This window comes from Mycoplasma sp. HS2188 (genome assembly GCF_025209835.1).
Lineage (GTDB): Bacteria > Bacillota_I > Bacilli_A > Mycoplasmatales > Metamycoplasmataceae > Mycoplasmopsis.
This window is the reverse complement of the sequence record NZ_JAOAOI010000002.1, coordinates 36,594-52,438: the sequence shown is the minus strand read 5'-3', so window position 1 is coordinate 52,438 and position 15,845 is coordinate 36,594. Positions and strand designations below refer to the sequence as shown.

General features: G+C 28.3%; 15 protein-coding genes and 1 tRNA gene. 6 read left to right on the top strand and 10 right to left on the bottom strand.

Going from position 1 to position 15,845, the window contains the following annotated elements; all coding sequences use genetic code 4:
- Positions 1-217 precede the first annotated feature (217 nt).
- From N1F73_RS01155 to N1F73_RS01145, 3 genes are all read left to right on the top strand, one after another.
- A complete protein-coding gene (locus tag N1F73_RS01155) occupies positions 218-1,642 on the top strand; it encodes a DnaA ATPase domain-containing protein (RefSeq protein WP_260359545.1) in 1,425 nt (474 codons plus the stop codon).
- A 127-nt stretch (positions 1,643-1,769) separates the two neighbouring features.
- A complete protein-coding gene (gene dnaN, locus N1F73_RS01150) occupies positions 1,770-2,876 on the top strand; it encodes a DNA polymerase III subunit beta (protein WP_260359543.1) in 1,107 nt (368 codons plus the stop codon).
- Between the two features lies 1 nt (position 2,877).
- Positions 2,878-3,105 (top strand): RNA-binding S4 domain-containing protein, encoded by a 228-nt coding sequence (locus N1F73_RS01145; RefSeq protein ID WP_260359541.1) that lies wholly within the window; start codon positions 2,878-2,880, stop codon positions 3,103-3,105.
- Positions 3,106-3,175: 70 nt separating this feature from the next.
- Here N1F73_RS01145 and N1F73_RS01140 read toward each other — a convergent pair whose 3' ends face one another.
- The 6 genes from N1F73_RS01140 to rpmH all read right to left on the bottom strand — a co-directional run bounded on the left by N1F73_RS01140 (position 3,176) and on the right by rpmH (position 8,482).
- Positions 3,176-3,889: a PQ-loop domain-containing transporter gene (locus N1F73_RS01140; RefSeq protein ID WP_259289925.1), complete on the bottom strand. Its 714-nt coding sequence runs from the start codon at positions 3,887-3,889 to the stop codon at positions 3,176-3,178.
- A gap of 260 nt (positions 3,890-4,149) precedes the next feature.
- Entirely contained in the window at positions 4,150-4,977 is an 828-nt protein-coding gene (locus N1F73_RS01135; protein WP_260359537.1) for an alpha/beta hydrolase, read from the bottom strand.
- A gap of 1 nt (position 4,978) precedes the next feature.
- Positions 4,979-5,959 (bottom strand): lipoate--protein ligase, encoded by a 981-nt coding sequence (locus tag N1F73_RS01130; RefSeq protein WP_260359534.1) that lies wholly within the window; start codon positions 5,957-5,959, stop codon positions 4,979-4,981.
- Positions 5,960-6,050: 91 nt separating this feature from the next.
- Positions 6,051-7,994 (bottom strand): membrane protein insertase YidC, encoded by a 1,944-nt coding sequence (gene yidC / locus N1F73_RS01125; RefSeq protein ID WP_260359533.1) that lies wholly within the window; start codon positions 7,992-7,994, stop codon positions 6,051-6,053.
- Complete coding sequence (rnpA, locus tag N1F73_RS01120) at positions 7,984-8,310, bottom strand: ribonuclease P protein component (RefSeq protein ID WP_259289929.1); 327 nt, start codon at positions 8,308-8,310, stop codon at positions 7,984-7,986. The genes yidC and rnpA overlap by 11 nt, the downstream gene beginning before the upstream one ends.
- 22 nt (positions 8,311-8,332) lie before the next feature.
- The gene (rpmH, locus tag N1F73_RS01115) at positions 8,333-8,482 is read right to left on the bottom strand and encodes a 50S ribosomal protein L34 (RefSeq protein WP_259289930.1); all 150 of its coding nucleotides are present in this window, start codon (positions 8,480-8,482) and stop codon (positions 8,333-8,335) included.
- Positions 8,483-8,952: 470 nt separating this feature from the next.
- Here rpmH and N1F73_RS01110 point away from each other — a divergent pair, with 470 nt between their 5' ends.
- Positions 8,953-9,831, top strand: coding sequence for an MAG4940 family membrane protein (locus N1F73_RS01110; RefSeq protein WP_260359529.1), 879 nt, complete (start codon positions 8,953-8,955; stop codon positions 9,829-9,831).
- Between the two features lie 9 nt (positions 9,832-9,840).
- Complete coding sequence (locus N1F73_RS01105) at positions 9,841-12,162, top strand: MSC_0775 family lipoprotein (protein WP_260359528.1); 2,322 nt, start codon at positions 9,841-9,843, stop codon at positions 12,160-12,162.
- A 42-nt stretch (positions 12,163-12,204) separates the two neighbouring features.
- Here N1F73_RS01105 and N1F73_RS01100 read toward each other — a convergent pair whose 3' ends face one another.
- From N1F73_RS01100 to N1F73_RS01085, 4 genes are read right to left on the bottom strand one after another with little or no spacing between them, the layout of a single operon-like run.
- Positions 12,205-12,534 carry a hypothetical protein gene (locus tag N1F73_RS01100; RefSeq protein ID WP_260359527.1) on the bottom strand — a complete coding sequence of 110 codons (330 nt, stop codon included), beginning with the start codon at positions 12,532-12,534 and terminating at the stop codon, positions 12,205-12,207.
- Positions 12,527-14,224: a hypothetical protein gene (locus N1F73_RS01095; protein ID WP_260359526.1), complete on the bottom strand. Its 1,698-nt coding sequence runs from the start codon at positions 14,222-14,224 to the stop codon at positions 12,527-12,529. The genes N1F73_RS01100 and N1F73_RS01095 overlap by 8 nt, the downstream gene beginning before the upstream one ends.
- A gap of 9 nt (positions 14,225-14,233) precedes the next feature.
- Positions 14,234-14,920: a hypothetical protein gene (locus N1F73_RS01090; RefSeq protein ID WP_260359524.1), complete on the bottom strand. Its 687-nt coding sequence runs from the start codon at positions 14,918-14,920 to the stop codon at positions 14,234-14,236.
- 52 nt (positions 14,921-14,972) lie between these two features.
- Positions 14,973-15,608, bottom strand: coding sequence for a hypothetical protein (locus N1F73_RS01085; RefSeq protein WP_259289936.1), 636 nt, complete (start codon positions 15,606-15,608; stop codon positions 14,973-14,975).
- 91 nt (positions 15,609-15,699) lie between these two features.
- Between N1F73_RS01085 and N1F73_RS01080 the strand changes: the two genes are divergently transcribed.
- Positions 15,700-15,774 (top strand) — tRNA-Trp (locus N1F73_RS01080).
- Positions 15,775-15,845 lie beyond the last annotated feature (71 nt).

The window sequence follows — 15,845 nt, the reverse complement described above, 5'->3', positions numbered from 1 at the left end:
TTTCTTAAACCACATTTAATATGCATATAAACACAAAATTATCCACATAACATTTTATGTTGATAAAAATTACGTGTTTTTTTCTTTTATTCTTTATTTTAAAGTGTTTTTGTTGTGGTTAAAACCTTATTTTTTATGTTGATAACTAAAATTAATAACTATTTTTGGATAATTAAAAGAAATTAATTTATCATTTAATCACCATGAAGGAATAAATATGACAAAAAAAACTTTAAACAACAACGAAATTCACTATTTGAACAAAACCTTTTCAGAAAACTTAAACAACATCGTCGATGATAAGATGATTTTAAAAAGCTTTTTTACAAGAGTAAAAATTTATGATATCGAAAATGACGAAGTTGTTATGATTACTGATTTAAAAGGCGATAGTTTGAACTTTTTAAGAAGAGATTATAAAGAAAAAATAATCAAAGCTTTAAGTGAAACTTTTGATCGTAAAGTAACTTTTAGATTTGACATAATCGAACAGAAAAAAGAAACTAAAAAGGCATTAAATTCTGAAACAAAAGAAAATAAAAATGATGTTTTTGAGATAAAAAATCAAACAATTTTCACGAGCAAAACAAATTCTCAATTTAAAAAAGAATTTTCTTTCGAAAACTATGTTGAATCTGATTTTAACCGTGAAGTCATAAAAATTGGTAAATTAATCGCTGACGGAAACTTCTTATATACACCTGTTTTTATTTCTTCAAAATCAGGGTTAGGTAAAACTCATTGACTAAACGCTGTAGGTTTGGAGTTAGAAAAGAAAAATATAAGTGTTATTTATTTAAACCCGATCGATTTTGTTACTGAAGCAACTATGATCTTACAAGACAACAAACAAGAAAAAATCAAAGAATGATACCAAAAATACTATTCAGTTGATGTTTTAATGTTTGATGACTTCCAAAATTACGGACAAGGTAACAAAAAAAGTACTTTAGCGGCTATAAATCAAATAGTCGATAATCGAATAATTTCAAATAAATTAACAATTTTTACTTCTGATAAAGATTCAAGACTCTTAAATACGATGTTTGACCAAAGATTGTTAACTAGAATAACAGCTGGATTACAACTTAAAATAAATCCTATGAAGCAAGATGATTTAATAATTTTATTAAACCACTTCTTGATACGAAACCAAATTTCTCCTGAAAATTGGGAAGACGAGGCTAAAAAATTTATGGCAAGAAACTTTTTAGATTCTATCCGTAAATTAATTGGGGCTGTTAATATGTTAAATTATTATAAAAATGACATAGAAACTAAATCAAATTCGAAATACACTTACGCAATTGTTAAAAAAATTCTTTCGGAAATAAGTAATAATAAGGATGTGACTCCAGATTCTGTAATAGAACATGTTGCAAAATATTACAAAATTCATAAAAAAGATATTCTCGGTAAGTCGAGAAAAAAAGAATTTGTTATTGCTCGTCATATTGCTATGTTCATTATTAGAGATGAATTGAAATTCTCGTTAATTAAAATAGGTGAAATTTTCGGAAATAGAGATCACTCGACCGTAGTAAATGCAGTGAAAAAAGTTGAGTTTCAAAAGGAAAGAGGAGATATGTCATATGAACGAGCATTGTCAGACATTTCCGATGAAATCCACAAATTTATTTAAGTTATTAACAATATAACAACATTTATTCATTTTACTAATCTCTCTTATTACAAGGGGAAAAAGTAAAATAATTGTGAATTATCAACAAATCAACAAGATATATTATTTATATCATTAAGGAGAAAAAATGAAATTCCATATTAATAAAAAAATTTTCGATGATGCGTTAGAAGTAGTTTCGAAATATGTAGACCCTATCAGTACTTTTTACAGTTTTAGGGGAATTTATATTAATTTAACTGAAGATTTTATTACCTTAAAAGCAGCAAATGATTCAACAAGTATAGTTAAAAAAATTCCAGTCGATGATGTTAATATTAAAGTTGAACAAACAGGCGAATTTTTAATTCAAGCAAACATTTTTAAAAATATTATCAAAAAACTATCGGGGCAAATAACCATAAATAAATCTATTAATGGATTGTTGGACATACACGAAGGAAATTCAAGATATCAAATTTCAACATTAGATGCTTCATCTTTCCCAATAACTGATAATTTATTAAACACAAAGCAAATAGAATTTGATACAAACGAATTTAAAAAAGCAATTAAATCAGTTACTCACGCTTCTAGTCAAGACAATAATTTAATTTATAGATGTATCAATATGAGATATAAAAATGGTCATATAAATTTCACTGCTACCGATTCATATAGACTTGCTCTTTATCAAATGAAAACAACTTTATTAAATGATGAAGATGTTGACATTTCGGTTGTTGCAAAAGATTTAAAAGATATTGTTGGTGCAGATGCTCCGAAAAAAATAACATTCTTTTACAATGACATTAAAGTTGGTGTTAAATACGACAACACAACAATTATTTCAAGAATTGTGTCAGTACCTTTTAAAGATACAGAACCTATTTTTAAAGAAATGAATATAAAATATACGATTCAAATAAACAAAAATGAATTGAACGATTTATTAAACAAAGTTTGAATCGCAAATGGCGACAAACAAAATAGAATTGAATTAAAAGTTACTGCTGATTTTCTTCAAATAACCAATAATATAGCTGAAATAGGTTCTTCGGTTGCTAAAACAAAAAACTTTAAATTCAAAGGTGATGATTTAGAATTAGATCTTAACTACAACTTCTTGAAAGACGCTATTTCTGTATTTGATGACGAATTATCGATATTAATCGACCAAACTGTTAAAAAAATATTGATTGTTTCTAATTCAAATAAATTATCTAAACAATTAATCACTCCTTTAAGAAGATAAAATGATAAAAAATATTTATATTAATACCGAATTTATTACGTTAGGCCAATTGCTTAAATTAGTTGGTTTAATATCTACCGGAAGTGAAGCTAAATACTTTATTAGCGATAATTTAAATAGAATCAGAATTAACGGAAAACACCCGCAAGGTAGGGGAACTAAAATTTATCCCGGGATGGCAGTGACGATTATTTCAACTATTTATTACATCAAAAAACAAGAAAATTAATGTCTTTATCAAACACTTTTTGTGTTTGGTTTTTTTTAAAATAAAAACCACACGCTTGTGTGGTTTCAAATTATTTTCTGGTGATAATCATTAAATATACTTGTGATGAGTAAATTGATAACGATATTGATTGTCAAACAATACTTGTTAAAATGTTTGAGTCAAAATCACCTCTGTTTATACCTAAAAATATTCAGTATCCAAGTCACATTATGTTAATGAAAAGCAATGTAAATAACATTCCTTTTGACATACCGCTGAATTTTTTTTCTTCTAGCGATTTAATTGCACCTGGTAAGAAACTGAAAGATGTTAGCATTGGGAATATCAATATAACAACTGACATTAATTTTACTGGCATATGTTTATTAGCAACATATCCTCAAATCGATAAAGAAGCAGCTAGTGTAGAAATTGATAGCGAAATTATTAGTGCTGGTATAGAAAATTTTTGTTTTTTTATCTTTGATGAATACTTGTAAGATAAAAATATGGTTCCAGATAAAATAAATGAAGATACAAGGTTGGCAAACATAGTTGCGGTCATTTTAACTTGACTAGGATCTCATGCACCTATCAACATTCAACCTACAACCCCTGTGAAGAACATTCAAAATGAATAGAATTTTGTCCCGTCTTCAGTCTTCTTGGTTTTGATTAAATGAACAAATTGTGGGATTCCAACCGATATTGTTAAAATTACTGATAAAACTCCAAATATAAAAGCAAATCAAGCAGAAACAGGATGGCTAGAATCTAATATAAATAGCTTTAATAAATCCATATTTTCCTTTCATTATTGTGATATATGATTAAAATCTATTGATTTTGATTGAGCGTCTCTCATTATATATTTTTATTGAAAAAACAATAAAAAAACTCTATAACACGCATTGAAATTGCTGTGTAAAAAACAAAAACGTCCGCTTAATGTAAGAAATAAAAAAACACGTCCAAGAAAATACTAAGTTAGGACAAAAATTAGACCAGGATCTTTACAGATCTCGGTCTAATTTTTTGTTTTAATTTTTAGTGACTGTTTTTTTAATAAAAGCCTTCTTTTTTAAGAATGAAATTATTTATGTATTTATGTATTCTTGGTGTGTTTTTATAGAACATAGCGTGTCCCGAATCATTTATCTCAACTGATTTGATATCATAAAGGTCTAGATATTTCTTTGAAGCTGGGTAATCAAAATATTCATCATTAACGCTAACAAAAGCCATAAAATCGTGTTTATTTTTGAAATATTGACTGTAAATTTCTTTGACATATGACCCGTCTACAATTTCGTTTGCTAATTCAGTAAAAGTTGAGTGTCTATGATTGTAGAAATCTACACCAGTGTTTATTATTTTGTTTTTAACATTTTCTTGAATGATGTATGAATTATCGTGTTCACAAAACAATTTTAATTGCGAATCATATAATTCTTCGCCATTGGTAGGAAGAAGTCATTTAATTCTTTTTTGTTTCATTTTTTCGTCCTCATCGCGCGGCATTAGAGGAGCTACAGCAAAAATCTGAATAATGTTAGGATTTTTAACTGCGTTATAAAGCGCAGTTATTGTGCCTAGCGAATGGGTGACGATATATAGACGTTTTTCTGGTAATGATGTATTGATAAACTCTTCTACAATTTGACAGTAGTATTCCATAGTTATGTTTTTGTGGTTATTTGTTGATTGACCACAACCAGGCATATCGGGAGCAATTATAGAGTACATTCTGTCTTCGTTTTTAAATAAAGTTGACGCACGGATTGCTTCGTCTCCAAATCCGTGTAAAAATAAAACAACTATATTGCCTATTTTTTCATCAACTAAATAACTAATTGTTTCTTCTTTTATTTGTACTGTTTTTCGTATCATTTTAACCTAAAATTAATTTTATTAATTCTTCTTGTGTTACAGTGCCAAAATATTCATCTAATTCGATGCTCGAAAAAACATTTTTTAAAGATTCTTCTTTAAGTGGTAAATTAACAAATAATGGTTCAATTTCAGAAACATCTTTTTTACTTAAAAAATCACCTTCAAATCTCAATTCTTTAATTATTCCTTTTTCAATGTTTCCTTTAACATTGACAATTCCACCCTTGAATTTATCACCATTTCTAAATGTAAATGTTGCTGCTTTATTGAAAATTCAATCTTCTGAACTAACTTTTTTATACATTTCGTCCAATTGTTTTTGATATTTTTTGTAAGGTATTTCTACAACTTCAACATCGTAATTTTCAACAAAGTATTGAATAAGTCTTGTAATAAATTCTTCAACGTCCATTTTTTCTTTTAGTTCATCATAAACGTTTGTTACACGAGCTCTAACTGACTGAATACCTTTTGACTCGTATTTAATACGAGCTGGGTTTAAGGCGTTAGAAAGTTTGGTTAAATCAACATTGTATAAAATTGTTCCGTGGCTAACAATTCTATTTTTACTCAAATATTGGGCATTTCCACTGATTTTTGCTCCATTTACGTGTATATCGTTTCTACCGTGGAATTCTGCGTCTAAGCCCAATGAACGTAAAAAGCCGATAATAGGAGCTAGAAATCTTTCATAGCCGCTTTGTTTGTTGTAATCGGTTATGAAGCTAAAGTTGATATTTCCCATATCGTGGTAAACGGCTCCGCCACCAGATTTTCTACGTGCTAATTTAATGTCTTTATCAATAACATATTGTCTATTAATTTCTTCATGTGCGTTTTGGTTGTTACCAATGATTATTGCGTTATCGTGTTGATACAAAATCAACACATCCCCAGTCACATCAGGGTCGTTTAATATTATATTTTCTAAAGGTAAAGTAATATAAGGATTTGTTTCTTTTATTCTATAAATTTTCATAATACCTGCTTTCTGTATATTACAATTTTACCACTATTGCAACCCTTTAAAAATGCGTAAAAAAATAACGAGATAACCTCGTTATAAATTATTAAGTTCTTATCTTTTTGTTGTATCTTTTACGGAAAAACTCTGTTTTACGTAAATAGTGAATTACAATTGCTTGAGCTATTGATCACAAGTTTGTTGCTACTCAATATATTTGAACACCAGCAGAGAAAATTAATGTAATGAACAAGAACACAATCATCATAATTCATTGAGTCTTATCGTTTTTTCTCATTGCTTGTTTTTGTTCGATTGTCATATGTTTAGTATTACGTTTATTAAGTAATTTAGGAACTAACATTGACATTAATTGAGAACCTGCTGTGATTAATAATAAGAATATGTATCATCATTCTCCAGCAAATAATCTTTTATATGAAATGGCGGCAAAATCAAAGCCTAACCAGGTAGTTGATTTTAATTCCGGTACAGATTGAATAACACGTCACATAGCGATAAAGATAGGAATTGAGATGATTAACGATAGAATTGAATCCATTGGACTAATGCCGTTTTTCTTGTACAATTCTGAGACTTCTTGTTGTTGTCTCATTCTCATTTCTTTATTGCCTTTATATTCAGCGTATTTTGCGTCAATTTTTGCTTTTTTAACACGTAATTCTTCTTGCATCGTCTGCGACATAGTTGCTTTTCATGTAATTGCTAAACCGATTAAACGTGTAACAATAACAGCGATTACAATAACAAGTATTGTACTTCATCCGTCAGCCACCGGCATTGGAGTTCTAATAGCAATAGTTAATGCTGCAATTGGATAGATAACAAAAGAGAAGAAAGGTCCGTATGATAATGTTGATTTAAATGAATAGAATGGAATTTGAGGTTCACTAGCTGAAAAAACTAAATCTTTATTTAAATCAACTGAAAAAGGTGATCCTAAAACTGAATCTTCACTACTTAATTGAGAGTAGGCTAAATTTCCTTTTTTGTCATATTTTTGAACACCATTTTTGTCCAATAACGGAAGTTTAGAAATAGTTTTATCTAAATTAGTTTGACTTAAGTATTTTTTAACAACACGATCGTAATTGTTTAATACAGTAAATTGTTCAGAACTAATTTTATCAATATCACCATCTAAAATTTTGGTCATAATTGTTTCATATGTTTCTGTACCGAATGTTCTTTGATATACATTGTTTTGAACTAAAAATGTATTACGGTACAAGAATTCTAGAACATCACGAGCGTATTTTGCTCTTGAAGTTTTATAACCATCTTGACTATTGAAAACACTAAATAATGTTGCGTTTTTTAACACAAGTTCTTTATTATCTGGGTGTTTCATTGCTAAAGCATCTCTATTAACAACATATCCATCTTCGCTTTGTTTAAACAAATTAGAAAATTGGAAATCTGGATCTAAGACTGAAAAAGCAGTTCATTCGTTGTAAATAGAATTGTAATCAGAAGCATCAACTAGATGAGATGTGGTAAATAAATAGTTTCCATTTTCACCTCTAACAATTGGTGGATTTTTGATGCTGCTTTGATCGTATTTGGTTTCAACAAATTCGCCATTAGGCAATAAGTATTGAATAGAAGATGTTTTAACACCTGATAGCCCGTAATTTTTTTCACCGACTTGGTTTCTTAAATCTTGTAAAACATCTTTGTAATTTTTGTAAGCTAAATGGTAGTTTATTTCTGGTGAATTATTTAATTCGTAAAACTCACCTTTGACTAAAACTTTATCGTTTTTTGGTTTATTTGCTCTTTCGAATGTAGCAACTCTAGGTGCTATACGGTCTTTAGACATGTAAAACTCGGTACCAGCTCCAGTAAAATTAGAGCTTTTGACAACCATAGTTTGCACACACCCTGTAAGAGTTAAAGCAAATAATAAAACATAAAGAATTACTTTAATTATTAATCAAACCTTTTTGCGAATATCTTTATTTCTTTTCGGTCCATTTGCATCATTGTTTGATTTAAAGTAATCAAAATTTTTTGATCTATCTTGCATATTTTATTTTTGAAAATAACCTTTCGGTTGTTTTGTGTTTTGTATCATAGTCTTGATTTAAAAAATCTTTTCTTAAGATAACAACGAAGTGAAAATTTAAATCATACATATTTAAAGAATGAATTATTGACTTTAGTTGTCTTTTATAGTAGTTTCTATATACGGCGTTACAAAATTTTTTTGGAACTGTAATGCCGACTTTAAAACTTTGAGCAGGTTGGTAATAAACTATTAAAAATTTATTTATGACTTGCTGTTTATTTTTGATTACACTGTCAAATTCTCAACTTTTTTGTAATCTGTATTGTTTTTTCATTTCTAAACCTTGATTAGATTAATTAATTTGCGTCTGATACTGTCAATCTTGATCTACCTTTAGCTCTTCTTGCTGCTAAAACTTTACGTCCACCAGCAGTAGCCATTCTTGCACGAAAACCGTGTGTTTTAACGTGTTTTCTTTTGTTTGGTTGGTATGTTCTTAAACTCATTATAACCTCCTATATATTAAGTCTTAGTTAAATATTAATACTAAAACGCTTTTTTATTATATACAATGTCGTTTTTTTTCATAGCAAAAATATATCTGAGTAGTTTTGCCATGAAAATTGTTTGCTTTATCTGTGTATAAAACACTTAATTTTTGGCAATATTTTTGAGTAAATTTTTATCGAATCAAGAGCTAGAAAATAAGTTATACAGGTCAAAAAGCGAAAATATTTTTATAATTTTTTGGTCTATAAAATACACATTTTAATGCTGGTTTTTGGAAATGTTTTCATATATCATATTTTTTTACTTTTTGTATTGATTTTAAATTTAATTAGTAAAAAAGTTATTTTGTTTTATTAGCAAAATTATTGAGAAAAAAATGTTAATAAGGATTTTGTGTTTCGAAACAGAATTAATATTGACTGTATTTATATAATAAAGTAGCACAAAAAAATAAAAGGAGATAAAAATGACGCCAAAACAACTATTATCTACAAAATGAAACACAACAGGATTCATGTATGAGTTTATTGCGGTTTTCACATTGATATTCTTTGTATCTTTATGAATTTTTTTAGCTAATATAAATAAAAAACAAAATAACAAGTTGTACATGACATTCGGATTTACATTTGCAACACTTTTAATGTTTGTTATTCCATGATCTTGAAGTTTCTTTCTATCGAGCCGTAGAACATTTGCACTGGCAAATCCTATTGTGGTGCTATTACAATCAATATTGCAAGGTATTGATGTTTCGCGAAAAACCTTTTCGCCGATATTTGATGGTGTTGGTTACCTAATATTAGGGGAAATGTTAGGTGGTCTTTCAGGTTTTATATTATTTATTCCTATTTTTTACCTACTTAAATTCTTTTTCAAAGATAACGAAAATATCAAGAACACAAATTTAATAAATATATTTAACATCGGAAATAAAGCCAACAAGCATCCTGGGTATTTTGCAATTAAAGAGGCAATATTTATTTCGTTATTTACTGCGTGCATTCCACTATTGAATTACATAAATCAGACAAGTTATGGGGCAACACATTGAGATAAAACCTTAATTACAATTGCAGTTGTAGGATTTACAATATACATTTCTTCACACTTTGGATATTATGCTTTTCACATCTTTTTCACGATTATGAACTTAGTCCTTTCGTTAGTTGATATTATTCGTGTTAGTTTCAAAAAGACAAAAATGAAAATTCAATTGCAACACTTATATCAAGGTTTATGAAGTAGTTCAATAGTTACAGTCCTTTCGGGTTTAATTCCTATTGTGTTTGGTTTGTTGATAGTTTGAATAACAAAAAATTCAGGTGCAGGCCTAAACTTTTAAAGGAGTAAAATGAAAATTAAAAAAATTACGGAACTTTTGTTAATACCGACATTATCATTACCCTTTGCTGTGGTAGCTTGTGTTGACAACAAAAGCGACACTGAAAATAAAGGTAAACAAAATTCACAAAACAAAACAAATTCAACCCCTAGTATAAAAAATAATGAAACTCAATTAGATACTACATTTCATATTGAGCCAATCCAAAGTTATTTTAAATACAATGATAGGGTAGTTGATTTATTCAAGTTTAAAACTCCTGGAGCACAGAGTTCTAAAATTGAATTTAGAGATTTTATTCAAAATAATTATGTAAACAAACATTTTGATTTTGATTTTGAAACTTTCAAAAATATTTTAATTAACGATTTACAAATGAATGCTGATCAGGTTAATCAACTGAAATGAAAATTTGATTATCATAATATTGAATTAGATCCGTCAAATATCAATAATGTCATATTACCGATAAAAATAATTTCACCAGCAAACATTGCAGACAACGATAAAAATTTATTTACAGAACACAGATTAGAATTTAGATTACCAGACATAAAATTAAGTTCTAGTGATCAAAAAAAATATCAAGAAATTAATCAATTAAACAAATCATTAAAACAAAAAATAACACCAGAAACTATTGAAATATCTTTCAATAACAGTCAAAAAGATGGCTTTATTGAATTACTAAACAAATATGATATTGATAAACTTTCAACAACTCAATTGAATAGTATATTCAACATTAGCGGTTTTAATCTTGAAGAATTAAAAAACGGTTTTGCTAATCAAGATATAAATATATTTGTTAATGGAATAGATTTAACAAAAAATCCTGAATTAGACAAAATTACAATTTCAATTAGAGTTGCTAACGGAAAAGTTGTAACAGATAAAAAAACTGGACAGCCTACTAAAGAAAGTAAAGAAAATGTTGGCTTCAACATATACAAAGAGATTCAATTAGATGATGACTGAAAACAAGTTTTATTGCAACAAAAATTGAATAAAAATGTGTTGTTTTCAATAAAAAACAACAACATCTATGATGCTGATTTTACAAAATTAAACAAAAATAGTTTTGCTTTAAAATCGCTAATCAACAGGGTTGACTATAAGATAGTTTCTTATAAACCAATCGATTTAAGAAACGGTATTTTAGAATTAGAAGTATCGTATGGAGATTCTAAGGTAATTTTGAACAAAAAAGTCGGTACTGGGAAATATTCGAACCCATTCCAAGATCAATTTGTTGAAGAAAATGTCAATGCATATAATTTCATAATTGATACATTGACACGTGAAGACGTGTCAAAAGTAAATGATTCAATTTACAATATCTATGGTACAAGATTGCTATCGGGTGGTTACGATTCAACTAGAGCAGTTTATGGTGCAAAAATCACAGTACCAACATTTTTACATATCGGTGAAGATTATCTAGCACCGGCATACACACCAATAACAGCACCTTATGATGGCGAAATTATAGGAATTTTTAGTAGAGAACAAAATTCAGCAGAAAAAAATGATGCCGATGCTTCAGGGACAACTCTAATGATGCGTGTTAAAAAATCAGAGCTAAATTTAGCACCGGCAGAATTTGAAAAACAATTCAATGTATCAAATACTGACGAACTTGATGAATGAATGTATATAGGTTTTATTCATTTAGACGCAAACTCAACAATGAATAACAGCAATTTGAATATTCATCAATCTCAGTATACAACAGGAAACAAAAGCTTTAGTATTGCTGTAAACACAGAAACAAATAAAGAGATTGATGTTATCAATCCAATTAAAGTTCGAAAAGGTCAAATTATTGGTTTTTTAGGAACTCCTGATACCAATGGTGGTTGAATGCCACACGTACACATCACTGTATATAATAACAGCGATAAAAATTTTGATAACAATGGATTTTATACAAAAGTTACACGAACTAGAGAAAAACGTGTCAATGATTGAGATTTTGTTAAATATTACAAAAAAACTAATTCAAACCCATCAAAATTAATTCCTAAACCAGATCCGTTCAGAAGTATTCGTGTTGATGGGGTTACTGCCACAGTTTCTACTTCAGGTCAAAAAGCCTATGTTGTTGACCCAATAACAGGTAAAAAAGTTGTGAAAAATGACGGCGTAGAGCGAGAAAAAAATAACCCGAATAATTACGAGGAAGACGGACAATTGATTTGAATTTCAAACCCAATTAGCAATCAAGAAAAAAGAAATGGTTTTGTTAATCCTAATGTTTTATTTAAGATTAGAGGAAGCGAATCATTTTCGTTTGATTTAGAACAATTATTTGAATTACAAGACAAATAAAAACAAACTAACACCTTTGGGGTGTTAGTTTTATTATTGATATTAATCCTCATTAAATGAGTTAACAAAAATTTCGAATAAATTAACGATAAAGGCTGCTGTACGATTTTGTTTATTTTCAAGCATTTTTTGGATCGTCTCATCTTTTCTCAATCTTAAAACACTTTTTTCACCATCAACTATGTTTTCTTCTTGAACAATTATTGTTAAAAAGTCTCTAATACTATCGGTATTTCAATTACCGCCTTCAGTGTTATTCAAAGGTATTATTAAATTATCCCCTTTTTTTGCACGTGTGTATGAAACAACAACACGGTCACCTTCAATATCATGTTTTCCGTATGAAATTTCAATATAACTATTACTATTCATTGCTAAACTCCTTCAATTTTGATTTATTTATTTGAACTCTTTTTTCTAATGCAGACATTCCACCTTCTAAATAACGTGTTTCGGCGGTATTTAATTTGTCGTAAATTGCGTTAATTTTAAATTTGTTCTCAAAATCACTCTCACGTAAATCAACTGTGATAGATGTAGAATTTTCCAAAAGAGTACCAATATTCGCATTATGGGTTACAATAAAAATTTGTTTATCTTCGCTAATCAGTTTTTCCAATAAAGGTATTATTTCTTCAATAATAGTTCAACTATCTAAGTCGTCTTCGATTTGATCTAGTAGTAGAAAATTACTTGTTTCCTTGTATGGATTACTGTTATTTATTGTATTTTTGATTCCGAATAATGTTTTTTGTCCATTAGACAAAGTTTCATAAATTTGATTATCAACATTTACTTTATGGTGCGTTTTGACCCATTCTTCAAAAACTTTTTCCATTGCGTTTTGGCTGGTATCAGCAGAGAAATCATCGGGTTTTTTGATTAAAGATATTAAATTTTTAGGAACTGTGTTGCTGGTTGAAGTTGAAATAATTTTAATTATTTTACCCTTTTCGCTTTCGTTTAAAGCGAAAGGCGGAATTGAGTAAGTGATTGAACTATATTCTTTATTAATAACAGGTTCGATTGCAAAATCCACAACTTCTTCATTTTTATGACCATTTACTAAATCAAAGCTCTTTTTAATGTTTTTTAAATAAGATGGCATATCTTTGAAAAATCTTGTCAATCTGTCATAATCGGATTGATTTTTTTCATTTTCTTCCATCGTTTCTCTAATCGAATTGGAAGCTTGCGTGTACGCATCGTTGAACTTTATAAATGTTTGGTTTAATTTTTCAATTTTCTCAATTGCATTTTGATAAATATTAATTTTGCGTTGAATTGATTTATATATTTCTTCATTAATTTGTTGCAATTCTTCATTGTCTTTTTCAAACAAAGAACTTAAAAATGAGTTATTTTCACCAATAGATGTGCTTAAAAGTTTTGGGTCGCTCAATTTGCTAACTGTTGAACGCAAAGAGCTTATTGCATCTTTTAATTCTAGTTTTTTAACATCTATTCTGGCATCAGTTGTTTTTCACAATAAAGAACCGTCGTTGTTGTCTGTAATATCTTTATAAATTACATTTAGATTTAAATTATTCGATTGTCCAAAAAATGAATTTCAGTCACGTATGGAATTATTTAGCATTCTAACATTTTTAACAAATTGCAACTCAAAACCTGCTTTTTTAATTTTGTTCAGTAATTCGGTTGAATAACCATTTTTTTTGGTTGATTTAATATCATCAGAATAAATGTCATCCAAACCTTTTTTTCTATCATCGTTTTGTGTGATGTAAACTTCAAATTTTTCTTTTAAGGCTTTTAAAGCCTTTTCATAGCCAGTAGGAGTAGAGTTCATTGACAAAAAAGAGTTTCAAGTTTTGGTTTCATTGTCGATATTTGCTTCCTTAATTTTTAAACCGAAACTTTTTTCAACAAAATCTTCTTTTTTAAATATTTTGGTTCTTAATATAGTTTCGGCAATCATTCTCAAAAATGTACTTTTTCCGGAACCTTTTTCACCCAAAATAATATTTACATTGCCGAAATTGATTGTTTTTTCTTTGTCGCCGTCTTTATTACTGAAAGTAATTGAATATAATTTTTTCATTTTTCCTCCTTATTTAGAATATTTAAAAACATTTGTCTTGTCTTTTAAAACATTTTTGATGTATGAATATATTTCTCTTGAATCATTTAATTCATTTTTTCACGAAATAGCTGTTCGATGGTTGTTGTTATCGAAGGGGTATTTTTTTCAGTTGTGTACATCACTAAAATAAACATCCGGAACATCTGGGTACAATTTCATTGCTTTTTTTAAATTTGAACTCTTGGGATTTGAACTATCAAAACCGGAGATATAGCATCCTTCTAGTTCGAGGGGATTAATGATGTCCTTTGCTTTTCCAGTGTGTGGAAATATCATAAAATCGTAGTCGGCAAATTTATTGAAAATATTGCAATAGCTAATTTTGTTTTTATTAACGATTTTTTTGATCTCGTTTAAGTCTTGATCAGGTCTAAAAACTAGAATAGCTTGTGCTGATTTTTCGCCATTTAATAAATTTATTTCACAGCCTGGTAAAAGAGTTAATTCATATCCTTTTTCTTTTATTATCTCCACTCTTCTATTATAACTCTCAACAAATAAATTGTCATGATCGGCAAAGCATGCCACACGAACCCTATTATTGATTAATTTCTGTAACATTTCAACATCTGAGTGTTTGGAAATTGTACTTCCTGTATTATTAGAATCTTGAGAATGAATGTGTAAATCAATATAAACTTTAGTTGTTTTCATTTATTTCTCCTTTATATTTATTGAATTTTTTAAAATTAAGGGCAAAAAAACACTATCAAGTAGTGTTTTTTCTTTGTTCATATTTTTTTCTAATGGCCAATATCGGAAAGAAAACAAGAGAAGCCATAATAACGTTAAAAATTGGTTCGGCTATTAAATTAATTGTGTTAAGAGCTAATATTGTTTTAAAATCTGGCAGCCCAACCAATTCACCAATAAATTTTGAGTGAAAGTACAATGAACCGAAAACAAAAACACTATTTGCCTCTGTAGCGATCAACACCAACAGCACAAATTTTCAAAGTTTTGGCTTTTTCCGTAGATTTAATAAAAAGTAAAAAAGGAAGGTAGTTAGACCGACTAAAATTCTTGATAATATCGAAATATCAACATTTTGAAATCAAAATAATCCTAATAATAATGACGCAATAAATGATGAAATACCAAATCCTAAACCTGAAACTAGTGCACCAAAAAAACCTAAATGGAATGTAGCAATCCCAACGATTAAAGGTAAAAATGTTAGTCAAGTCGGACCAAAAGGTAAATAGGCTAAAAATACACTAAATCCTGAAGCAATAAAATATGCTAAATAAATAGATAGCGAAATCATTTGGTAAATTAAATTTGATTTACTTACTAATTTAATTTTTTGTCCAATAGTGTTATTATTAAGTTTATTTATCATGTGGAAATTATATTACAAAAGCAAAAAACGAATATTATTGAAATTTATCTATATATTATTATTTTTTGTTATAATACTTAAGCAATTACGTAGGAGTGTAGTTCAATGGTAGAACAACGGGCTTCAACCCCGTGTGTTATGGGTTCGAGTCCTGTCACTCCTGCCATTTTTTTATACCTTTTTTGCTTTTTTAAAGAAAATAAAAGTATAAAAAAATGGTAAATAAACAAAAAACCG